General features: G+C 69.4%; 19 protein-coding genes, 1 tRNA gene and 1 pseudogene. 8 read left to right on the forward strand and 13 right to left on the reverse strand.

Annotated features, from left to right (window positions below; all coding sequences use genetic code 11):
- Window positions 1-139: 139 nt before the first annotated feature.
- The 3 genes from ACZ6ZQ_RS30965 to ACZ6ZQ_RS30975 are packed head-to-tail and all read right to left on the reverse strand — an operon-like array spanning window position 140 to window position 2,887.
- Window positions 140-1,342, reverse strand: a complete 1,203-nt coding sequence (locus ACZ6ZQ_RS30965) for a cysteine desulfurase family protein (RefSeq protein ID WP_469771830.1) — start codon at window positions 1,340-1,342, stop codon at window positions 140-142.
- Window positions 1,335-1,733, reverse strand: coding sequence for an iron-sulfur cluster assembly scaffold protein (locus ACZ6ZQ_RS30970; RefSeq protein WP_469771831.1), 399 nt, complete (start codon window positions 1,731-1,733; stop codon window positions 1,335-1,337). The genes ACZ6ZQ_RS30965 and ACZ6ZQ_RS30970 overlap by 8 nt, the downstream gene beginning before the upstream one ends.
- Window positions 1,734-1,738: 5 nt before the next feature.
- Window positions 1,739-2,887 (reverse strand): LuxE/PaaK family acyltransferase, encoded by a 1,149-nt coding sequence (locus ACZ6ZQ_RS30975; RefSeq protein WP_469771832.1) that lies wholly within the window; start codon window positions 2,885-2,887, stop codon window positions 1,739-1,741.
- A 142-nt stretch (window positions 2,888-3,029) separates the two neighbouring features.
- Here ACZ6ZQ_RS30975 and ACZ6ZQ_RS30980 point away from each other — a divergent pair, with 142 nt between their 5' ends.
- The 3 genes from ACZ6ZQ_RS30980 (at window position 3,030) to ACZ6ZQ_RS30990 (ending at window position 4,935) form a co-directional block, all read left to right on the forward strand.
- Complete coding sequence (locus ACZ6ZQ_RS30980; RefSeq protein ID WP_469771833.1) at window positions 3,030-3,395, forward strand: BlaI/MecI/CopY family transcriptional regulator; 366 nt, start codon at window positions 3,030-3,032, stop codon at window positions 3,393-3,395.
- Between the two features lie 146 nt (window positions 3,396-3,541).
- The gene (locus ACZ6ZQ_RS30985) at window positions 3,542-4,390 is read left to right on the forward strand and encodes a M56 family metallopeptidase (RefSeq protein WP_469771834.1); all 849 of its coding nucleotides are present in this window, start codon (window positions 3,542-3,544) and stop codon (window positions 4,388-4,390) included.
- Between the two features lie 59 nt (window positions 4,391-4,449).
- Complete coding sequence (locus tag ACZ6ZQ_RS30990; RefSeq protein ID WP_469771835.1) at window positions 4,450-4,935, forward strand: SRPBCC family protein; 486 nt, start codon at window positions 4,450-4,452, stop codon at window positions 4,933-4,935.
- A gap of 230 nt (window positions 4,936-5,165) precedes the next feature.
- Here the strand turns inward: ACZ6ZQ_RS30990 and ACZ6ZQ_RS30995 are convergent, their stop codons facing one another.
- The 4 genes from ACZ6ZQ_RS30995 to ACZ6ZQ_RS31010 form a co-directional block, all read right to left on the reverse strand.
- Window positions 5,166-6,767, reverse strand: coding sequence for a DHA2 family efflux MFS transporter permease subunit (locus ACZ6ZQ_RS30995; protein WP_469771836.1), 1,602 nt, complete (start codon window positions 6,765-6,767; stop codon window positions 5,166-5,168).
- Between the two features lie 223 nt (window positions 6,768-6,990).
- The gene (locus tag ACZ6ZQ_RS31000; protein ID WP_469771837.1) at window positions 6,991-7,716 is read right to left on the reverse strand and encodes a cation efflux transmembrane domain-containing protein; all 726 of its coding nucleotides are present in this window, start codon (window positions 7,714-7,716) and stop codon (window positions 6,991-6,993) included.
- Window positions 7,716-8,051 carry an ArsR/SmtB family transcription factor gene (locus tag ACZ6ZQ_RS31005; RefSeq protein ID WP_469771838.1) on the reverse strand — a complete coding sequence of 112 codons (336 nt, stop codon included), beginning with the start codon at window positions 8,049-8,051 and terminating at the stop codon, window positions 7,716-7,718. The genes ACZ6ZQ_RS31000 and ACZ6ZQ_RS31005 overlap by 1 nt, the downstream gene beginning before the upstream one ends.
- 345 nt (window positions 8,052-8,396) lie before the next feature.
- A complete protein-coding gene (locus ACZ6ZQ_RS31010) occupies window positions 8,397-9,398 on the reverse strand; it encodes a cation diffusion facilitator family transporter (protein WP_469771839.1) in 1,002 nt (333 codons plus the stop codon).
- Window positions 9,399-10,525: 1,127 nt separating this feature from the next.
- Here ACZ6ZQ_RS31010 and ACZ6ZQ_RS31015 point away from each other — a divergent pair.
- The gene (locus tag ACZ6ZQ_RS31015; RefSeq protein ID WP_469771840.1) at window positions 10,526-10,708 is read left to right on the forward strand and encodes a hypothetical protein; all 183 of its coding nucleotides are present in this window, start codon (window positions 10,526-10,528) and stop codon (window positions 10,706-10,708) included.
- 35 nt (window positions 10,709-10,743) lie between these two features.
- On the opposite strand, the gene ACZ6ZQ_RS31020 is transcribed toward ACZ6ZQ_RS31015, so the two are convergent.
- The 3 genes and pseudogenes from ACZ6ZQ_RS31020 to ACZ6ZQ_RS31030 form a co-directional block, all read right to left on the reverse strand.
- Complete coding sequence (locus tag ACZ6ZQ_RS31020) at window positions 10,744-11,949, reverse strand: hypothetical protein (protein ID WP_469771841.1); 1,206 nt, start codon at window positions 11,947-11,949, stop codon at window positions 10,744-10,746.
- Between the two features lie 543 nt (window positions 11,950-12,492).
- Window positions 12,493-13,218, reverse strand: a complete 726-nt coding sequence (locus ACZ6ZQ_RS31025) for a DUF4328 domain-containing protein (protein ID WP_469771842.1) — start codon at window positions 13,216-13,218, stop codon at window positions 12,493-12,495.
- A 246-nt stretch (window positions 13,219-13,464) separates the two neighbouring features.
- Window positions 13,465-13,724 (reverse strand): annotated as a pseudogene (locus ACZ6ZQ_RS31030) (IS5/IS1182 family transposase); the annotation flags it as partial.
- 234 nt (window positions 13,725-13,958) lie between these two features.
- On the opposite strand from ACZ6ZQ_RS31030, the gene ACZ6ZQ_RS31035 reads away from it, so the two are divergent.
- Complete coding sequence (locus ACZ6ZQ_RS31035) at window positions 13,959-15,476, forward strand: DHA2 family efflux MFS transporter permease subunit (RefSeq protein WP_469771843.1); 1,518 nt, start codon at window positions 13,959-13,961, stop codon at window positions 15,474-15,476.
- Window positions 15,477-15,919: 443 nt separating this feature from the next.
- Window positions 15,920-16,174: an EF-hand domain-containing protein gene (locus tag ACZ6ZQ_RS31040; protein ID WP_469771892.1), complete on the forward strand. Its 255-nt coding sequence runs from the start codon at window positions 15,920-15,922 to the stop codon at window positions 16,172-16,174.
- Between the two features lie 722 nt (window positions 16,175-16,896).
- Here ACZ6ZQ_RS31040 and ACZ6ZQ_RS31045 read toward each other — a convergent pair.
- Complete coding sequence (locus ACZ6ZQ_RS31045; protein ID WP_469771893.1) at window positions 16,897-17,346, reverse strand: hypothetical protein; 450 nt, start codon at window positions 17,344-17,346, stop codon at window positions 16,897-16,899.
- Window positions 17,347-18,085: 739 nt separating this feature from the next.
- On the opposite strand from ACZ6ZQ_RS31045, the gene ACZ6ZQ_RS31050 reads away from it, so the two are divergent.
- Window positions 18,086-18,928 carry a squalene/phytoene synthase family protein gene (locus ACZ6ZQ_RS31050; RefSeq protein WP_469771844.1) on the forward strand — a complete coding sequence of 281 codons (843 nt, stop codon included), beginning with the start codon at window positions 18,086-18,088 and terminating at the stop codon, window positions 18,926-18,928.
- A 474-nt stretch (window positions 18,929-19,402) separates the two neighbouring features.
- The gene (locus ACZ6ZQ_RS31055) at window positions 19,403-19,777 is read left to right on the forward strand and encodes a hypothetical protein (protein WP_469771845.1); all 375 of its coding nucleotides are present in this window, start codon (window positions 19,403-19,405) and stop codon (window positions 19,775-19,777) included.
- Window positions 19,778-19,913: 136 nt separating this feature from the next.
- Here ACZ6ZQ_RS31055 and ACZ6ZQ_RS31060 read toward each other — a convergent pair whose 3' ends face one another.
- A complete protein-coding gene (locus tag ACZ6ZQ_RS31060; protein WP_469771846.1) occupies window positions 19,914-21,437 on the reverse strand; it encodes a hypothetical protein in 1,524 nt (507 codons plus the stop codon).
- A gap of 424 nt (window positions 21,438-21,861) precedes the next feature.
- Window positions 21,862-21,934 (reverse strand) — tRNA-Gln (locus tag ACZ6ZQ_RS31065).
- Window positions 21,935-21,972 lie beyond the last annotated feature (38 nt).

Below are 21,972 nucleotides of genomic sequence, written 5' to 3' on the forward strand. Positions count from 1 at the left end.
GTCATCCACGTACGTCCAGTACGCGGATGATCTCCCCCAGAGCTGCGCCTGGGAGGTGCCCCCACCGCCTTGCGATTGCACGCACCGGACGCCGCACGCCCCGCCCTGCGGGCGGACGGCGCTATGTGTCAGACACGACCTAGGCGTGGGTCTGCTGCGGCGCGTCGGCCGGGCCGAGCGCCCGCAGCTTGCCGACGACCTCGACGGTCCGCCCGGCCGCCGCCGTGACCGCGTCCAGGGTGCTGGTGCGGCCGGGGCTGAACCGGACCGAGGAGCGGGCGCGTTGGGCGGGGATGCCCATCGCGGTGAGCACGTGGGAGGGCTCGTCGCTGCCGGCGTGGCAGGCGGAGCCGGCCGAGACGCAGATGCCGTGGACGGCGAGCACGTCGACGAGGGTGTCGCCGCGTATGCCGGTGAAGGACACGTTCAGTGTCTCCGGCAGGCAGGGCGCGCCCTCGCCGTTGACGGTGACGTCGCCCGCCTCCTCAAGGCCCTTGAGCAGCGTCGTGCGCAGGGCGTGGCGGTGTGCCTGGAACGCTTCGTCGTCCAGATGCCTGAGGGCCGCGGTCGCGGCTGCGGCCATGCCGAGCACTCCGGGCACGTTCTCCGTGCCGGCGCGCAGGCCGCGTTCCTGGCTGCCGCCGCGGATCAGCGGCGCCAAGTGCACCCCTGGGGCGACTTTGAGGGCGCCGACGCCCTTGGGGCCGTAGAACTTGTGCGCCGAGACCGACACCAGGTCGGCGCCGAGGCCGGCGAGGCTCACCTTGCCGGCGGTCTGCACCGCGTCGGTGTGCATCAGGGCGCCGGCGTCGTGGGCGATGTCGGCGATGTCGGCGACCGGCTGGAGGACACCGGTCTCGTTGTTGGCGTGCATCACGGAGACGAGCACGGTGTTCGGCCGCAGCGCGCGGCGCACGTCCTCGGGGTCGATCCAGCCGCGTGCATCGGGCCGCAGGATCGTGACCTCTGCCCCGAGTTCGCGGGCCATGGCGCACGATTCGAGGACGGCGGAGTGCTCGATCGCCGTCGTGATGAGGTGTACGGGGCGCCGGCCCTGGGCGGCCAGGACGGTGCCGCACACGGCGAGCGCGTCGGCCTCCGACCCGCCGCCGGTGAAGACCACATCGTCGGCCGTGCAGTCCAGGAGCGCGGCCAGCTGGGTGCGGGAGGAGTCGAGGGCTTCCTTGGCCTCGTCGCCGGCGTCGTGCCGGCTGGAGGGGTTCCCGGTGATGGTCATGCCGCGCAGGACCGCGTCGACCGCTTCCGGGCAGACGGGGCTGGTGGCCGCGTGGTCGAGGTAGATGCCCGTTCCGCCCACGGTGGGCGGGGACGGACTAGGCACAGATGAGGGGTGCGTCATCGTCCACTCCCTCCCGGTGGTTGGTCACCAGGCGGTGCGCCACCTGCCGGCCCAGCGCGGCGACGTGCCGCTGGTCGGGGGCGAGCCCGCCGAGCATCGCCTCGACCCGCTCGTCGTCCCACGTCTCGATCTCGGCGAGCTTGCTGCCCAGGGCGGCTTCGGTGATGACGCTGGCGGTGGCCAGTGAGGCGGCGCAGCCGTGGGCGCGGAAGCGGATCTCCTCAACGGCGCCGTCGCTGATGCGGGCGGTGAGCATGATCTGGTCACCGCACACCGGGTTGCCGATGAACGCCTTCACATCCGGGTTGTCGAGCTCGCCGGCGTTGCGCGGGTTGGTGAAGTGGTCCACCACGGTCGGGCTGTAGCGCGGCATCGGTCTCAGCCCTCCACCGGCGCGGCGGTGGGGACCTCGCACTCGGCGACGATCTCCTGGCTGTCGATGAACTTCTCGATGCTCACCGCGCAGCAGCCGAGTTCGGCGCCCTGCAGGCGGCGGCGGAAGGACACCGTCTGGCCGGTGCGGCCGCACGGGCAGGGGGTGTGGTCGACCTCGCCGACGTCCTCGCTGAGGATGAACGCGGGGTAGCCGGTGGACAGCGCGTCCAGCAGGGCGATGACGCCGGTCTTGCCGGGGGCGAGTTCGACGTCGGTGTTCTCGACGTCGCGAATCGAGATGTAGGACCACGGCGGCACGTGCTTGCGGTGGTGCTCGCACTCCATGGCCAGCATGTTCGACTCGATCATGCCGTACATGTCGCGGACCCGGTCCGCGGGAATGCCCAGGTACTTCTCGATCTTGGCGTTGAACTCCTCGCGGCTGATGGACTCGCCGGTGTAGCGCTTCCAGCCGCCGAGGGTGATGACCAGCGACTCGGCATCGAGCTTGAGGGTGACGTCCTCCAGCTCCAGGTAGCGCAGGAGCCGGCCGACGAGGAACGGCGGGCCGATGATGTGCCGCGTCATCGACTCCTCCCACTTGTCGAGCTGGCTGAGCGCTTCCTCGGGGTCGAAGGCGTAGTCGCGCACGATGTAGGCGTGGTCGTCGAGCAGGCCGTTGAGGACGTTGAACGCCTTGACCATGCCCATCTCCGGCGTCTCGGCCGTCGACGGGCACAGGAACAGGCCCGCTCCCTTGCCGACCTGGAAGAACTCCCGGTACTGGGCGAAGATCGCGGTCATCACGCGGCTGACCGTGGTGATGTCGCGGCGGGCGACGCTCGGGACGCCGCCGGTGCCGGTGGAGCGGATCTCCAGCTCGACGTCGGTCAGCGGGGCGGTCATCAGGACGTGGGCGTCGGGCTGCTTGAACATGCGCACCGGCAGCAGCGGGATCTTCACCACGTCGGCAAGGGTGGTGATGTCGTCGGCCTTCACACCGGCGGCATCGCACTGGGCGCGGTAGAAGGCGTTGTGCTCGGCGTGCTCGGCGAACGAGCCGCGCAGGGCGGCGGTGACCGAGGCTTCCCACTCGCTCATCGGCTGGCGGAAGGCAGTGTCCGGACAGCCGAGCATGGCAGCGAGTTCCATGAAATCCCCCTTGGATGTGAGCAGCAAGAAACTGCAGCACGCGGCCTGGCGTCGGCGGTGAGGCCCGACCACGGCGCGACCTACTATTGCAGTAGTACTACGCGGATAGTCAAGGATCGGCCGATGTTCTATGCTGCTCGCCATGGCGAGACTGGGTGACCTCGAGCGAGCGGTGCTGGACTGCCTGTGGCAGTCCGACGAACCGCAGACCGTGCGCGAGGTCCATGAGGCACTGGCGGGCCGCCAGTTGGCGTACACGACGGTCATGACCACGCTGCAGCGCCTGGCCCGCAAGGGCCTGGTCACCCAGGACTCCCAGGCCCGTGCGCACCGCTTCAGCGCGGTCGCCACACGGGAGGAGATGTTCACCGAGCTCATGACCGACGCACTGGGGATCGCCGGCGACGAGCACGAGGCGATGCTCCGGTTCGTCGACGTCATCAGCCCCGAAGCCCGCGCCGCACTCGCCGAGACCCTCGGCGAGAAGGAGCGTGACACGCGGGATTGACGTAGGACCCGCGCACGCCGCCGGCAAAGCCGGGCGGCACCGGCTCCCTGGGGAGGAAGCCGGCCCTGCGGATGCGAACAAGTGGACCTGTGTGACTGGGGGGTTACGTGGATGCGCTCTGCCTTGTGTTGTTATCCGTCCTGCTGATGACCGTGGTCTTTGCCGCGGTCACCCATGGAAAATGGCCCTACCGGGCCCCCTGCGCCGCGCTGTGCCTGTGGCTGGCCGGCTGCGTCGGCGCACTCACGGCGCTGCTGTGCGCCACCTATGTGCTGGTCTCGCCTCCGCATGTGTCCTTACAGCACCAGGCGCTGAACCTGTCGGCCGGCCTCACGGCCGTGGTGATCGCGTGGGTCTTCGTCCTGCGCGTTGCTCATGCCTACGTGAGGATCCACCGGCAGGGCTCCCAGCGCCGAAAGCGGCATCTGACCCTGCTCGGGCTGTTCGGCCGCAGGATCCAGCACCTGCCGGCGGTGGTACTGCCCAGCCGTCAGCCACTCGCCTACAGCGTTCCAGGGCCCAGGGGTGGTCATGCCGTCATCTCCGACGTCGTCCTTGCCGAGTTCAGCCGGGAAGAGGTCGACTCCGTGCTCGCCCACGAGCACGCCCATCTGCGGCAGCGGCACCATCTCCTGACGCAGCTCAGTGATGCCTTGTGCGCGGCGCTGCCCAAGCGGCCGTTCTCGGTCCGCTTCGCTGAGCGCTTCCACGGTCTGATCGAGATGCGGGCCGACTGCGCCGCCCGCCTGAAGTGCGGGCGCCACACCACGGCCAGCGCGCTGGCGCGGATGGCCCACGACAAGAGTCCCGAGCCTGATGCGGGGGCCGGTTGCCCGGTGGCCGCCCGTCGCCGGCATCTGCTGTCCAACCGCCGATGTTGCAGCTCCCTGACTTCTTCGGCCGTCTTCTGTATGGCGTGCGCTGTTGCTGTCGCTCCAGCCGTCCTCATGGCCGCCGGCGTACTGGCCGCGGCGTGTACCTGGATCTGCCGATGACCGCCCTCCGCGTGAGGGCTTTTTTGTTGAGCCGAGAACGTCTTCGAGAAGGGTTGCCGATGGACGCGAGAGTCTCCGAGTCCATAGAGATCGCTGTGCCGCCGAGCGTCGTGTACGCGGCGGTGACGAACGTGGCCGACATGGGCCGCTGGAGCCCCGAGTGCACCGGCGCCGACGTCAAGAACGACGGCCTGGCCCCCGGGGTGCGGCCGGGCATGAAGTTCACCGGTCACAACCGCTCCGCCAAGCGGCCCTGGTCGACCCAGTGCACCGTGACCGCGGCCGAGCCGGGCGAGCGGTTCGCCTTCCTCTCCCGCGGCGTGGGTCTGCGCGTCGCGATCTGGAGCTACCGCTTCGAGCCGCTCAACTTCGGCCAGGCGACCAAGGTCACCGAGACGTGGATCGACCAGCGCGGCTGGTTCATGCACTTCATCGGCCCCAAGGTCAGCGGCATCCACGACCGCGCCACCCATAACCGCCAGACGATGAAGGTCACCCTCCAGCGCCTGAAGGAGACACTGGAGAAGGAGCATCAGACCAGCTGACCGCTGCGTGCGGCAGCGACCACCGTGCGAGGGGGTGCGCGCCCGTATCGGGGCGCGCACCCCCTCGCACTGCCTGCTGGATGTTCCCTGCTGCTTGGTTGAACCGGACTGCCGGGCCGGACGGGGGCGCCGGCCCGGCAGTGGTGGGGCGCGGCACGGCACGGGGGATGGAAACCGTGCCGCGCCCGCCTGGCCGTGCCCAGCACGGGCGGGTACGACCAGGCGCCTTGTTACGAGGTGGCCGCCCCTGCCTGCGCCGCTTCCTCGGGCGATTCGGCCGGCAGGGGCGTCTCGTCCCGGGCCGGCAACAGGGCCACCACGACGACCGCGGTGACCGCGGCAAGGCCGGCGCAGATCCACGACACCGTCGACATGCCGGCCACGAACGCGTCCCGCGCCGCATCGGCGAGGGAACCCGCCTGCGCGGCCGGGAGCTTCTCCGCCACCTGGAGCGCGCCGGCCACGTTGTCCCTGATCGCCTCCTGAGCCTGGCCGGGCAGGACAGCGGGAATGTCGCCGTCCACGTTGTTGCGGTAGGCGGAGTTCAGTGAGCTGCCGAGGACCGCGACTCCGACCGAGGCGCCGATCTGGCGCATGCTGTTGGCCAGCGCGGAGCCTGCCCCGACCTGGTCGGCGGGCAGGGAGCTGAGGATGGCATCCAGCGTGGTGGGCATGGTGAAGCCGAGGGCCAGGCCCATGATGGCGAGCGCGGTTCCGGTGACGGTGAAGTCGGTGTCGGGATCCACCGTGGCCAGCAGGCCAAGGCCCGCGACCCAGAAGACCATGCCGACGGCGACGATCACCTTGGTGCCGATGCGGCCGACCAGCCTGCCGCCGACGGCGGCCGCGACGATCAGGGCACCGATCATGGGCAGCAGGTGCAGGCCGGTGTCCATGGCGTCCTTGCCCTGGACCTGCTGCAGGAACTGCGGGACCACGAACAGCACACCGAACAGGATGAACATCACCGCGGAGATGGCGACGCTGGACCAGGTGTAGCGGGCGTTGCGGAAGAAGCCGAGGTTCACGAGCGGGTTGGCACAGCGGCGCAGCCACACCAGCAGCAGGCCCAGCAGAACCAGGCCGCCGATCATGGTGATGAGGACGGTGGGGTCGCTCCAGCCCGCGTTCGGTACCTCGATGACGCCGTAGACGAACGCGGACACACCGATCAGGGACAGGGCGGCGCCGATGAGGTCGAGCCGCTTGGCGTTCGGGTCGCGGGACTCCGGCACGAACAGGATGATCCCGATCACGGCGACGATCACGACGGGGATGTTGATCAGGAAGATCGAGCCCCACCAATAGTTGCTCAGCAGCCATCCGCCGGCGAGCGGGCCGAGCGGCAGTCCGAGCGCGAAGCCGGCGGTGGCGATGGCCATCGCCTTGGAACGCTCATGCGGCGGGAACATCAGCGGCACGATCGACAACGCCAAGGGAGTGATGGCGGCGGCGCCGGCGCCCATGATCACGCGGGCGACGATCAGCCCGTCGGGGCTGTCGACCGCCATGACCATCGCCGAACCGACTCCGAACAGCAGCAGTCCGCCGATCAGAACCAGGCGGCGGCCGATCCGGTCCCCCAGCACGCCGAGCGGCAGCAGCAGGCCCGCGAAGGGAAGGGTGTAGCCGTCGGTGAACCACTGCAGTTCTGTTGTCGTCGCCTCGAGTTCGTTCGCCAGCGTCGGCAGGGCGACGGTGAGGATGGTCGCGTCCAGACCCACGATCATCAGGCCGAAGACGGGCGCGGCCAGCGCGAGCCAGCGTTTGCGTGCCAGCCCGCTGTTCACGGGCGTTGGCTGGTCGGTTGCGGTGGTGCCGGGCATTGCCATGGATGCTCCTCAGCAGGGCGCAAACAGAAGTCGAGTGAGAGCCGGGCCGCGGTGCCGGCCCGGTAGAGGCCGCCGGTGGTCGTGCCGGCAACCTCTCGTGCGCACAGCGCACGTCAAAGCCCCCTGAGCTGTTCGGTGGCGCTCAGGGGGCCGTGCACAATCCCCCTTGTGAAGTTGACGGGCCCTCAAGCCCACATTCCGCTGCGCTCGCAGCGGTGTCAGGTCAGTTGCAGCAGGCGCACCCCGGAGAGCAGCCGCAGGCGTCGGCTTCTTCGGCAGGCTTGTCGCCTGCCGCTATCGCGCTGAGGCCGGCGGGTGCGCAGCATCCGTCGCCGCGCCACGCCTCGATGCCTTCCTTGACCGCGATGGCGGCGATCACCAGTGCGGCGATGGGGTCGGCCCACGACCAGTGAAGCGTCGCGTTGGCCACGAGGCCCACCAGCAGCACGGCCGAGAGGTAGGTGCACAGCAAGGTCTGCTTGGAGTCCGCGACCGCCGACACCGACCCCAGCTCCCGGCCGGCCCGGCGCTGCGTCAGGGACAGAAACGGCATGACCGCCAGGGACAGGGCCGCGAGCACGATGCCGGGTATCGACGACTCTGCTTCTCCGCTGCCCGTGAGCGCGCGGATCGCGTCCACCGTGACGAAGGCGGCGAGCGCGAAGAACGACACGGCGATGATCCGCAGCGCCTTTCTCTCCCGCGCTTCTCGTACGGCGTGTTCGCGTGCGGAGAACTGCCAGGCCACCGCTGCCGCCGAGGAGACCTCGATGACGGAGTCCAGACCGAAGCCCACGAGTGCCGCGGAGGAGGCGATCGACCCCGCAGTGATCGCGACGACCGCCTCGATCACGTTGTACGAGATGGTGGCCGCTGCCAACAGCCGTATCCTCCGCGCCAGAACCTCCCGGCGCGCGGGAGTCGGGCCGAGCGACACCTGTGCGGCCATCAGCAGCAGCCCTTCTCCTCGGCATCCGGGCAGGTGCTGTCCGCGGCGACCGCCACCACGGCCTCCCGCAGGTCGTCCAGCGCGTGCCCGAGGCGGGGGTCGGCGAGCTCGTATCGCGTGCGGCGGCCCTCGGGTACCGCCACGACCAGGCCGCAGTCGCGCAGACACGCCAGATGATTCGACAGGCGGGTGCGGGAGATACCGATCGCGTCCGCCAGGTCTGACGGATAGGCAGGGGCCGCGCGCAGCGCGAGAAGCAGCCGGCAACGGATCGGATCGGCGAGAGCCCGTCCGAAGCGGGCCAGCACCTCGATGTCGGTCACGAGATTCAGCACGACATAAACAATACATGGATTCCTGAATTCAGAGAAGCCTGAATGATTGTGGCCCGGTCGCCGGCCCAGGGGGTGCGGCGAGCCGCTCGGCGCAGAAGGCGTGGCCTAGGGCGTGTCGCGAAAGTCCCGCCTGGCCCACGACGCCTGGCACGCCCTCCCCCGTAGCCCTTCGGGCACGGGAGGTGCCCCCACGCTGCGTTGTCGGACTCATCCGAGTACGTCCAGTACGAGGATGGTCTCCCCCAGAGCTGCGCCTGGGAGGTGCCCCCACCGCCTTGCGATCGCACGCACCAGACGCCGCGGGCCCCGCCCTCCGGGCGGACGGCGCTACTTTCGCAACACGCCCTAGTGGTCATGCGGGCCGGCGCGGTGGACCCGGCCGTGCGGGTGGGCACAGTGCACTGCCGCACCCAGCGCGCCGTCACGGGCGCCCACTTGGAGGAGGACCTCGGGCTGGTGGTCCACCTGGAGGGTGGTGTGCGCAATGCCGTGGTCGCGGCGGACGAGATCCTCCAGGCGGCGTCGTACGGCGTGGCAGTCACCGCCGGGCTCGACGAGCACATGCGCGGACAGGGCAGCCTCTTCGGAGGTGATCTGCCAGATGTGCAGGTCGTGAATCTCCCTCACCCGCGGCTGGGCCGCCAGCTTGTCGCCGAGCCGGTCAGGATCGACATGAGCGGGTGCGGCTTCGAGGAAGATCTTCCCCGAGTCGCGGAGCAGGCCGTACCCGGCCTTGAACATGAGGGCGACGACGATGAGCGTGGCAACGCCGTCGGCGCGCGCGAAGCCCGTGGTGAGGACGACGAGGGCCGCGAGGGCGGTGCCGATGAAGGCGAACAGGTCGTTGAGGATGTGCTGGTAGGCGCCCTCGACGTTGAGCGAGGAACGGTTGGCACGGGAGATGCACCATGTGGCGGCCACATTGACGGCGACTCCCGCGAGGGCGGTGGCGAGCATGAGCCCGCCCTTGACCTCGGGAGGATGGATCAGACGCTCGACGGCTTCAAAGGTCAGCCATGCGCCCAGCAGAATCAGGGAGAGGCCGTTCGCCTGGGCGGAGAGGATCTCCACTCGCTTGAGGCCGTAGGTGTAACTGCCCTTGGCAGGCCGCTTGGCTATCCGCATCGCCACGAGCGCGAGGACGATCGAGACGGCATCGGTCAGCATGTGGGCGGCGTCGGAGATGAGGGCCAGGGACTTGGCCACCACCCCGATGACGACCTCGACCGACATGAACCCGACGATCAGGGCCAGTGCGATCGAGAGCCACTTTTTGTCCGATTCCCCCGTCACTGAATGACTGTGGTCGTGGCCGTGCGAACCGCCGTGGCCATGCCCCGCACCCATCATTTCCCCCTCGCATGCGAATTCCCGGCCTTTCAGCTGTGCAGTGAAGCGCACAACAGGAGTTCACGCAAAGGCTGCAATGATGTTGGTAATCGCTACCGATAGCACGCCCCTGACCTGGCCTTTCACAATCAGAAAGGCGGATTCCTCAAAGAATCGGGAGTCGTTATCGAATTCACCGCGCGGACAGCCCTCTTGGGGCCCGTTCCCTCACGGATGCCACTTTCACCTTCAACTGTCGCCCGTCTCGATCCGTCGCGTCTTCCTCGAAAGCGGCACAGGCCGGCTGGTCTTGGCCGCAGGCGATCGCCATCTCCCGGTTGTGTTCCGCGCGGCCATCAAGAAGCCCTGCGGCCAGGGCCTACTTCTTGGTCGGTACGCTGCGGGTTTCCCCTGCCCTCCCGCCGAGTCGAGGCCGTCGGCCTCGAGCGCTACGCGAAAGCCCCGCCGCCCTGCCTGCCGTGACGGTGTGCCACCAACGGGCTCCAGCCCCAGGCCGGGCCGGGATGCGCCGGGAGCCTCAGAGCCGGCGGCCATCAGCGCACAGGGCTCTGCACAGCCGCTCTCTCCGAGAGGCCTTCGGCACGCCGACGGCAACCTGTGCCGCATGTTCACTCTTTCTGGCGATCTCGGCGCCGCACCGTACCAGCGGTTCCCGGCCACTCCCAGCTGTCCCGCGGCTGAGCGAGCCGGCGGGGCGAGGGTCTGCCTGGGGGATTTCGATCATCTGGCGCGGTGATCGCGGCCGCCCACGCAACGCACCCACGGTAACTTCATGATCACTGTGTGGAACTCGCTGGAGTCCGCCGAACAACCGCGTTGGTCTCCTCTGCGACCTCACACCACTCATCGAGAATGACATGCAGTTCCATGAGTGCTTCCCGGACATCCGGCCACACAGGCGATGAACCAGAGAGGCCGCGGAGCGCTGACACAACCCCTGTGCTGGCTTTCGCCACGGCACTGATTTCGGCACCTGAGACCATGGCCTCATCCCTTCCCCCGGTTCCTGCCTGCCTCTCCGGCGCTGCCAGAATGCCGGGTCATCCGCGCGGAAGAGAACGGGTCTTCGAAGCGGACACCTACGCGAAGCATCAGCGCTGGCCAGCCTCCATCTGCTCACATTGGTGGTCGGTAAAGAGGACCACGACGTACTGATGCTGTTCGCCCCGGCCCTCGACGGCGTCGAAGACAGCGGCAACGAGATCAACCAGGCACTGGGCATGGTCAACCTCGAGCCCCAGGAATGGTTCACTGCCTTCCACTCCGACGCGGCCCGCGATCCCGATCGCGGCTACAAGAACCCCTGACCGCAGGGTGTCGGTGGGACATCCCGCGGGGTTGCTCAGTCCGGCGCAGGAGTGAGGGCGATGAGCGCGGCGCAGGCCGGTCCCTGGGCTCGCAGCGCGCGCATCAGGGCCTTCTTCGTCCGGTGCGTGGTGATGAAGTGGGCGTACCGCTCGGTGAATGCGCTGGTGGCGCCGTCCCGGTCGGCCAGTGCGGCAAGGTCGCCCAAGAGGCGGACGATCTCCGGGTAGCGGCTGGTCGCCCGCTGGGCGAGCAGTTCTCCCACCCGTTCCCAGGCGGCTTCGGGGTCGTGCTGGAAGTCGGCCAGACGTCGGTCCTGGGCCTGGCGTGCTTCGCGGGCTTCCCGTTCCCGTTCTTCGGCTTCCTGCCGTTCCTCGGCCGCGATCCTGATCGCCCTCTGGGCGGGAACAGCGGCTCGGAGGTCAGCGACCGTTCGGGGTGCCGGGTGGGGGCCGGTGGCCGGTCGGATGTCCCGGAAGCGGCGGCGCAGCCCGCGCAGGATCTGGGGATCGCCGTCGTGGAGCAGTTGGGCGAGGGCATCGTCCTTCTCGCCCGCGTCGAGGGTGGCGATCCAGGCCCGGTGGGCCGCGAGGGAGGGAGGGGGTTCGGGGTGGGATGAGTGCTGGGCGGCGGCCGCGATGAGGTCCTCGTCGATGCGCAGGAACGTGGCCAGGTCGTCCAGTGGCTCGGGCAGGTCGGCCAGGCCCGGCGGCACCGGGGGCTCGAGGTCGTCGTCGTCGAGTTCGCCGTTGTGCAGGCACAGCAGCCAGGCGAGGTAGAGCAGGCGCAGGTCGCCCTCGGCAACCAGGTGGCGGGATCGGGTGATGGAGGGCAGCCACTGGTCGCCCATGTCGTCGCCGTCGTCATCGGGGTCGAAGAGGTCGATGAAGTCCTCCGGCGCGCCCTCGGGGTCGGACCCCAGGGTGATCAGGACGTAGCCGCTGCCCTCGCGGCCGGCCGCTGAAGGGCCGGCGCAGTAGGTGTCGGCGATGGCCAGGGGAAGGGCGGTTGCGGGCCACCGCAGGATCACCTGCCGGGTGCCCCAGTTCGCGAAGTACAGGTGGGCGTCGTAGTGGGTCTCCACCAATGTCGGGGGGTGCCCTTTGAAGTCGCCCCAGCCGTACGTGTTCACGAAGCTGTGCCGGGTCAGGCGGGCGCGCGTCGTCAACGCACGGATCTCCGCGAGCTGCTCGTCGCTCATGGGCGCGTCGACCGCGAACTGATAGTGCTGGTACTCCGACATGTCCCGGCTCCTCCCGTCCCGCCCGCTCCACACCAAGTCGTATCAGAGGCGGAGGTCCAGCAGCGGGGGAATGATCCTCGGTTCAGGCGGACGGTACGGTCCGGCACGGCCGTCATCACAGCCGGGCGTGGTCGCCCGGGCCCGGGCCCCTGGTCACCAAGTGCGTCACGTGCAGTGCGATGCGATCCTCAGAAACAGCCGCACCGACCAGACGGCAGCCCTGAAGCTGCTGCGCACCGCCTCCCCCGTGCTGCCCGGCAACGGTGTAGGAGGCCGCCGAGGAGCAGCGCCGCGCCCGGGGCGCGGCGAGCCACCGGCTCGAGCGCGGCGACGCTGACGAGCGAACCTCCCGCACTGCGGCCGCACCGAGCGACGGCTATGGCTGCTGGATCCCGTGCGTGAGCGAGGAGACCGTGTTTCTCAAGGAGCTGCCCAGGTGGCTGGGCCGGCATGTGCTGCGTCTGGACATGTGGTGCGGGCAACGAGGGTGCCGAAGGCGTCCGAGCGAGCTTGTACGGCGCGCGTGGTCCTGGCCGACACGGCCTACGCGGGCTGTTCGGAAGCTTCGGCCGGGCTGTCGTGGCCGGTCCACGTCGCCCTGCGCAGTTGCATCCGGGTGAGCCTGCGCACGACGAAGATGGCAAGCACACCGGCGGCGATGTCGAGGACGTCGGCGACCATCGTCAGTCCCACGGCCTCCTTGACCGCATCCGCCTCCTCGGCACGCGTGTAGTAGCGGGAGGCCAGATGGGTCAGCATCATGTCGCAGACCCACACCGTCCACCACACATTGACGATGGTCACCGGCGTGCGCGGTGCGTCGGGCACGTCGCGCCGCAACTCGCTCGCCGTCCAGATGTCCAGGGTGATGCGGCGCGGGAACCAGAAAGAGACGACCGGCAGGATCCAGCCCCACACCACCCAGTGCCGAGCCTTGCTGTGAGCGTCGGGCGCGAAGAGCTCGGCGTTCTCCCGCATCTGCCGGAACCAGAGGATGAACACGATCGCGCACATCAGGAAGGTGATGGTCTGGATCACTCCCGCGATGCTGTAGAGGCGCTCGACTCCCTCCACCTCCCCGAGGCCGACCGTATGGAACCCCTCCTCGCCGAAACCGCTCCAAAGGCGGTAGTACTGCGCCCCCGTGACGACCGCGAACACGTCGGCCAGCATGGCCAGGCCGAGCAGCACACAGGTCGCCGCAGCAAGCCCGGTCGGCACCGGCACCCGGAACTCGGGTCTGGGCGTGAACACAGGAAACGTGGACATGAAAGACAACCCCCCACAGGTGTGCGACATCCACCCGAGCGGCGGACGCTCGCGGAACCTACGGGGAGAAAAGGCGAGTTGTCCATGCGGTTTGCCCGCGGGAGCGGCCCGCAAAGGTCGGTCGAGAACCCTTCTGATCACACCGTCGGCCATGGCCTTGCACAGCCGCCAGGGCCCGGTCGGCGATCAGTCGCCCCGTCGGCGGACCGGCCGCGTCCCGGCAGCGCAGAGGTGAAGCGACTATTAGTCGCCCCCGAGATGATCGGGCCGGGTACGTGGGCGTCCGCCACCAGGGCGCGGGACAACTGCGGGGCATCACCCCAGTGGCCGGGCGTGATGACGAACGCAAGCGGACGGCGCCCGCCCTCACCAGTCAGATGAATCTTGCAGTTCAGCCCTCCCCGGGAACGTCCCAGAGCCTCGTCGGCGCGGTGACGAACGGGCCGGTTACGCCGGCCCGGGATCCGCGGAGAACGGGGGCGGGCTCCTGCCGCGTACTGATGGGCCGGGACACTTGATGCAAGCGGAAAGAAGAGGGCGTAAATGTGTTCATTCCGGGTCGGTCCAGGTGGGACCGCGGCCGTGACGCGGACCACATACCGATCAGCGTCGGCAAATTGGTTTGATCGTTGTCAGTGGTCCCGGAGAGGATCGGGCATCCTCGATGAGTTCTGAACACCGCCGCGGTCTATCGGTGTGACCCACCACCTGCGCAGGACTCCCCTATGACGGAAGGCACCATGTCCCAGCCACACGCAGCGCCCACGCTGTCACCCACGCACGTCACCGTCGTGCTGCGGATCCTCGTGCTGTCGACCTTCGTCGTCCTCCTCAACGAGACGATCATGGTCAACGCGATCCCGCGGCTCATGCGCGAGTTCGAGGTCACCGCAACGGCCGCGGGGTGGCTGTCAACGGCGTTCATGCTCACCATGGCCGTCGTCATCCCGGTGACGGGCTGGTTCCTCCAGCGCGTCTCGACCCGCAGTGCCTTCGGCCTGGCCATGGCACTGTTCCTCACCGGCACGGCCCTCGCCGCGGCCGCCCCCGCCTTCGGCGTGCTGCTGGCCGCCCGAGTGATCCAAGCCAGCGGCACCGCCGTCATGATGCCGCTGCTCATGACGACGCTGATGACCCTCGTACCCGCGCAGGACCGCGGCCGGGTCATGGGCAACGTCACCCTCGTCATCTCCGTCGCACCGGCCCTGGGCCCGGCGGTCTCGGGTGTGCTGCTGCAGCTCGGGTCGTGGCGGCTGCTGTTCCTGGCGGTGCTGCCGATCGCCGGGGCCATGGCCGTCTTCGGCCTGCGCAAGCTGGTCAACATCGGTGAGCCGCGCATCAGCCCGATCGACTGGCCGTCCGTCCTCCTGGCAGCACTGGGCTTCGGTGCCCTCGTCTACGGCCTGAGCGGGCTCGGCGCCGGCAACGCCGCCCAGGCCCCGGTACCGCCGCTGGCCACGACCCTGGCTGGTGCCCTGCTGGTGGGCCTGTTCATGTGGCGGCAGCTCTCGCTGCAACGCTCCTCCGCTCCGCTGCTGGACCTGCGCACCCTGACATTCCGGCATTTCTCCGTGACACTCGGCCTGATATGCCTGTCGTTCATGGCGCTGATGGGCGCGTTCATCATGCTGCCGATGTACCTGCAGGACGTGCGTGGCCTGACCTCGCTGCAGACCGGGCTGCTGCTCATGCCCGGTGGCCTGGCGATGGGCCTGCTCGGGCCGCAGGTCGGCAAGCTCTACGACCGGCTCGGCGCGCCACGTCTGGTCGTGCCCGGCGCCGTGGTGACCGCGTTGTGCCTGGCACTGTTCGCCCTCGTGGGCGAGCAGACCTCGCCGTGGCTGGTGCTCGCCCTGCACGTGACCCTGAGCGCCGGCTTGGCGTTCATCTTCACCCCGGTCTTCACCTCCGGCCTGTCCGTGCTGCCGCCGCACCTCTACCCGCACGGCTCGGCCATCCTCGGCTCGCTGCAACAGGTCGCGGCCGCGGCCGGCACCGCGCTGGTCGTCAGCGTCATGTCGGGGCAGGCTGCCGCCGCGGCAGCAGCCGATGGCGCGAGCGCCACCGGCGCGCTGGCCGTGGGTGTCCGGTGGGGGTTCGGTGTCAGCGCGGTGCTGGGCGCGCTGGCCGTGCTCGTCGCGCTGCTGGTCCGCACTCCGCCCGCGCCGCAGCTGCCCACAGCCTCCGGGGCACAGGACGAGAACGACACGACTGCAGACAAGACGGCCGGGGACGCCGGTGTGAGCCCGGTCGCCTGACCCGGCCACCGATGCCGGCCAGGGCCTGACACCCCCCATCGGGTGTCCAGACCCACCGCCGGTGACGTATGTCCCTCGACAAAGGCGAGCAACATGCAAAGGCAACACGCACCCGTAACAAAGAGCCTGGTGTCGATCCTCTGAGGCCCAGCTGAGGCGGCGAGGCCGGAATCTCTGCTGCAGCCAGCCTGCCTTCGAAGCGCGCTATGTGCGGTCGCCGTCGCGCTACGGCAGATCCTCGAGCCGGGCGAGCAGGCCGACGGCGATGGCGACGGGGCCTTGGCGCACCGGCGAGGGCGGCCGCGGGGTGGAAGATGCGGCGGCCGGCCGTGGGCGCGACGGCGTGCGGCAGCCAAACGGGAACCCGGACGGGAGGGGAGGCGTTTGTGCCGGTGAGCGGGTGGGCCGGCCCGCCCATCGGTGAAAGGGACGAGTACGACGTGATGAGTGACAAGGCCCGCAAGCTGTTCGAGGCACTCGACCTGGACAAGAACGGGACCCTGACCCGCGAGGAGGTGATCACTGCCCTGCGCACGAAGGGCCCGCACCTGGCCGCGTCCGGGGATCTGCCGTTCTGGGGCCTGGGGGACGCCGATGCCTCCTCGGCACTGTTCGACGCCGCCGACCAGAACGGGGACGCGGTACTGACCCTGGAGGAGTTCGCGGCGGTCGTGGACCGCCGTTTCGGCTGGCACTGACACCAAACCCGGCGCCGGCTCGGGGGCGCGGCAAGAGCACGGGCGCCCCGCGCGGCACAACAGACCGCCGTGACGGCCGAAGATCGCGGACACGCACGGAGCCCAGGCCGGCTGAGGCGAACAACGGCGAAGCCCAAGCAGTTCGCAGAACCCAGATCTCGTGCCCGTTGCGGTAGTGGGCTGTGATCGCCAGGGTTGCCGTGTGGCGAGCAGCTGCTTGATGCCCGCGACCCACGAGCCCGGGGCCGACTTGCCTGCAACGTGATGGCGCAACACAGGTGCGGACGAACGAAACCAGTCGTGTGCTGCGCTTCTTTGAGAGGCTGGATCGGCCGGGGCCGGGGTGTGTCCCGAGTCCTCGGGCCGTGGCGACCTGGCGCATCCAGCAGCATCTCCCCCTCCGCACGCGGCCCGCCGTCATACCGCAGCCCGTGGTTGCGCGCCCGCCGACAGGTCAGCACAGTCTTGGTGTCCAGCGGGTCGGTTGGAGGTGACGGGATGGGTCAAGGGTGTTCGCGTGCATTCGCCGGCGCGGCACGCTTCGACAGCCCCACCGTGGAAAGTTGAGCCAGAACCTGCGTCGCCCGGTGGTCCGGGCCGCTGCGGCCCGGACCGAGCGCTGCGTGCTCTCACGCACCGGGGCCCGGCAGCCGGTCGACGGGGACGCTGCGCGCCCTGCTTTCTCGCTTCACGCTGCCGTTACGCGGTGGCTTCGCATCCGCCTAGGGTCGGGGGTTCATGGCGCCGGAACCGGGGCCAAGCGCCATGAGGCTCCACCCGGCGGCCGCCGTCAGCGCGACGGCCGCCATGAGGGCCAGCATCGGCCACTCGGGGCGCCAGCCGAGCGACAGCCGGGTCCCGAGCCAGGTGACGCCGAGGGCGATCGTCTCCGGTGCGTGGACCGGCACTCTGGCGGCGGCGGCCCGCAGCACGGTGGCCGCGGCGAGACCGGTCACGGTCCAGGCGGCCAGATACGGCAGCAGAGGGCCAGGGGCGGCGCTGGGCAGACCGTATTCCTCGGGGCCGATGCGGAACAGGCCGGTTGTCCAGCCGAGTCCGACACCGACAGCCGTGACAGCCACCACCCACACGGCATGGCGCCAGAGCGGCCCGGGCCTGACTTCTTCCGAGTCGTCCGGGTTGTCGTATGCGGCCGGGCCGATGTTGTCGATCACGTCTGGAAGGGACGCCGCCCAGGCGCTTCGGGTTGCCTGCCCGGCGGCTGACGGGCGGGACGTCAGGCATCACCGCTCCCGCTCCGGGGGTGGAGATCCTGCGCCACTTGCGGCCTCGCGCTGGGGAGGCTCCGCCGGTGCCTGTTGCGGAGTTCCGGTCAGCGTGATGGTCGTCCTCGTCCGCGCGGCTGCTGCCGGGTGCCATGGTCAGCGCTTCTTCCAGCGGAAGAAGCGCTGCTCGCCCGGCCGGCTCCGAGTCCGGCACCGGAGCATCCCGTCGCGGGCGCGATCACCGGGCAAGGTAGTGTCCCCGTACCGGCGTTCGGTGGTTGGGACGAGGTCTCGGCGCACCTTCGCGCCGGTCGTCGACGCGACCCGGCAGTTGTCGACGACCGCCGGCCTCGCCCAGCCCCACGTGACAGGCCCCATCCGCCCAGATACCGGCTCGCCCGATGGGCCGGCGACAAACTCATGACAGCATCTGTCATGGATCCGCACATCAATGCCGCCTTCATGCACGTGGTGCACATGCGCTCACACCCACGAGTCCTCACCCGGCCGGCCCTGCTCCTTCGAGCGGCGCGCGCGGCGTCACGCCTCTGACGCAGCCGGCAGCACCGCACAGACCACCACTCGGAGGAACCACACCATCATGCCCACGTGGTCTCAGACCCTCGACCAGGCAGGCATCACGGACACCCTGCTGCGCCGCGATTACACCGAGCATCGTCGGCTGGTGGCCCGCTTCGCCAGGGCCGAGTACGTCGCCGTACGCCTCCTGCTGCCAGCGGCTCTTGTCCCCGACGTCATCTGCGCTACGGCGTTCATGCACCACAGTGACGATCTCCTCGACAACGGCCCGCTTCACGAGCGCCTCACAGCACTTGCCGACTGGGACAGCCACGTACACAACGCCCTGGACAGCGGCACAGCAGACCAGCCGGTTCTGCGGACCCTCCTCCACACGATCCAACGGCACCCGCATCTGCGGGATCACACCGAGCGCTTCCTCGCCGGCGCCCCTGCAGAAGTCACGTGGGAGAGCTTCGCCACCGAGGCCGACTTTCAGCACTATGTCGACTCCTACTCGCATCCCGCCTTCATGCTGATCGCATGCCTGCTCTCTGAGCCGTCCGAGGACTACTTGGCCGGATGCCGTACCTTCATCGAAGCAAGCCAGCGCCTGGACTTCCTGGAGGATTTGGCCGAGGACCTCCGTGCCGGACGTCCCGGGATCCCGGAAGACTCCCTTGCCCAGCACGGCCTCACGCGCGAGGACCTCCTTGCCGGCGCACCACCAGCCCGCATCGAGCCCCTCGTGCGGCAGCAAGCCGACCTCGTCCGTCGCGGGCTGGTGGCGTCACGCCCGCTCGTAGATCTTGTGCAACCGCACGGCAAGGCGCTTGTCCGCGCCCTCGTCACCCTGAACGAACTCCGGCTGCGCCAGATCGAGGCGAAGGGCGCGACCCTGCTCCGCGCCTCTCCCACGACACCCGTCGTTGCAGCCCTTCGCGTGCTGATACGCGAGTACCGCGCAGGTCGCGGCACACGCAGTCACCGACAAGCTGATGGCCCGTAGAGGGGTCGGCGCAGGGCAGAAAGCCACGGTTCGTCGCCAACGGCAACACGAGCAGCCCCCGGTTCTCGAAGGACAGGCGTCACGGACGACCCCAGCGCGTCACCCCGGCACCTGCGCGGCGCACCATCGCTGCCAGCCTGCCGAAGCGACGGGGGTCCATGCCGGTGAACGGCGCCATCCAGGAGGGCGCTTGGGCTGCAAAGCGGCGGCGTACAGGAACGGGACAGGGATCGCCGGGGAGGCAAATGCCGCGGCGGCTGGTGAAGTCGGCCCGGGGCGCGGTGCCCGTCTTTCGACCGGTCCGTTCCCCGGAGCCGCTTCCCGAACCGGGCATGCGACTTTGCACCGCACCCGGCTCTCCACAAGCCTCGCGAGGGACCCGCGATGACTGTCCTCATCCCGTGGCGTCCCAGGGAGTGGGAATCGCCAGTCCCCGTTATCAGTAGCGCGTAGTTCCTACCGAGATCGGATCACATGGTCGAGTCCTGGGTCTTCAGCGACGGCACCGCGCCGGCTTCAGCGGCGGCGGTCCTCGAGGTGCTGCGGGAACGGATCAGCACCGGGCAACTCGAGATACGGCTGACCAGTTCGACCGGCCGGTCGTTCGCTTTCACCAGCAACACCGCGCGAGCCATGGTCATGCTGATGGACGGCGAAGACGAGCCCGCCCAACACGCGGTGGACCCAGGCGCGACCGGCTCGAGTAACGGCTTCATCCTGGCGAACGGGCAACACGACGAGTATCCCAACCAGGACACCCTGCCCCTGGCTGAGGCACTCCCGGTCGTCAACCACATCCTGACCACGGGTGCCCCGCCACCTCAGGCTGCGCGGTGTATCGACCGCTGAACCGCTGCACCACCTGGGGAATTACGTGAACACCTGGGTGGGGAAATAAATTTGGAAACGCGTGTCTGGTGTGTTGACGTCAGTCGATGGTCCACGGAGGGTGCCATACCTGTGATCGCTACGTGGGCGTCGTCCGTCAGCGCTGGACGGCCCCCGGCGGGGTGGCGGTGCCGTTCAGGCAGTGGTCGAGTAGTGCGTGCATACGCGGAACGGGGAGGGCCGGATTGGCCGCAGCGCCCTCGGCGATACGGGGGTCGGCGAGGAAGGTCTCAAGGGCTTCCTGTGACAGGCTCGGGTTGGCGGCCGCTGCCCGGCGCACCGACGCGTCGGGGTCCTCCAGCGGGGGGTCGGGCAAGGCTGGATCGGCTGCGGCCAGAGCCCGTACCTCGGGATCCGGGTGGTCGATGAGGTGGGTCCGGCCGGTGCGGGGGAACGCGGGCAGGGTCAGCAGGTGCGGACGGTGGGCCGGGCGGGTGACGAAGACGTCCAGGAGGAGGTGCGGCGGAGCGAGCGGGTGGTGGCAGGCCAGCCGGATCCTCACCTCCTCGTCGTCGTCCTGCGCGAGCGTCTCGGTGAGCTCCGCCGACAGGCCCGGCCAACTTGCCGCAACCCGGCGGAGCACCGGTTCCTCGGACACCGCACAGGCGGCGAACCAGTGGGGCGACGGCCCGACGGCCGGCTCAGTATTCGACTCGGAAAACGGCTCGGTGATCGGGCAGGTGCAGTCAGGGCCGTGCCCGATGACCCGGCGGATCGCCCAGTACTCGGCCCAGGTGCGGGGGAAGGGGTGGAGGCGCGCGCACATCCGCACGTCCTCGTCCGAGTCCTCCCTCAACTCCGCCACCAGGTCCGGTCCCACGTCGGGCCGGGCGGCGATCAACGCGCGGACCTCCGCCTCGGGGTGGCGGGCGAGCCGGGCGACGGCGTAGGCCGGGGTGAGCTCGTTCCGGGCCAGGGGGTGCACCGTGCCGTCCGCGAAGCACTGCTCGACGAGCGCGGGGGACAGGGCGCACGTGGCGAACACGAATTCGTTGCGCGAACCGAAGGACGGCAGCATGGCCTCCACCCGTTCCGGGTCCAGCGACCAGTTCCTGTCCTGCGCCGCCTCACGGACCGCGGGGTCTGGATCGTCGAGCAGCGCCGCCCGCTGCGCCGGGGTGAGCGACTCCCACCTCCAGGTGGCCACTATCCGCAGTTCGGGGCGCTCGCGGCCGGCCATGGAACGGAAGAAGGACAGCGGGATCTGCCGGGACGAATCGAGCTCCGCGATGATCTCGTTCGCGGTGACCTTGCCGTCCTCGCCCCCGTCCTGAGCAGTGAGGAGGGTCACGAGGATGTCCTCCGGCAGCGGTCGGACCCATTGGGGGTGGTGACGGGGGCCACTGGCGAGCCACGCGCGGACGAGCCCCGACGGGTCCGTCGCCAAGGGCGCGAGCCGCGCCGGGTCGACGTACCGATTGCGGGCGAGCGCGCGGCGGATAACTCCGTCCGGATGGCGCAGGGCCGCGTCGATGACGGCGTCAGGCAGGTCACGACCCTCGCACATCAGCAGTCCGGCCTCACCAGCCGCTCGATCCAACAGGCGTACCAGTACGTCGGAGGGCGCCGCCGGATTGAAGGCGATGCCGCGCAGCCACGGTTCACGCAGAGAGTCGGACACCGTGTCATCCTGCCACCTCGCCTCCTGAACCGGGCCGCGCGACCACGACCGCGGCGGCGCTTACCGGCGGCTCCGTCCGCAGGGCTTCGGACCAGGTGGCGAGGGTCTTGCCCATGATGCACACGCTGACCGACCCGGCACGCCGCCAGGCTCCGCATCCACCCCCGCCGGGGGCACGCACGACATCCGGGCAAGTCAAGCAACCGGGCGTTGCTGAAACTCGGCTACATCGTCTTCCGTGCCCATGGGGCAGTTCACCGTGCAGGTGGCTGACCAGGTCGTGGAAGGTGCGGGCCAGGTCGCAGGCGCGGGTGATGTCCGAGCAGGAGAGTCGGACCGCCAGCGGTTTCTCCTCTTCCTTGGCGGTGAGGCGGTCGCGGGGGATCGATCAATCCCTACGCCGAGGCGACTGCAATCGTAGAGGCGACGAGGGCAGGATTCGAACCTACGTCCACCCGGGATCAGAGCCGGGCGCTCCTCCGCAGAGCTTCCTCGTCGCCGTGTTGATCATTGCTGGGGCCGCCGCACAGGTCAA

Source organism: Streptomyces sp. NPDC053673, assembly GCF_055585225.1.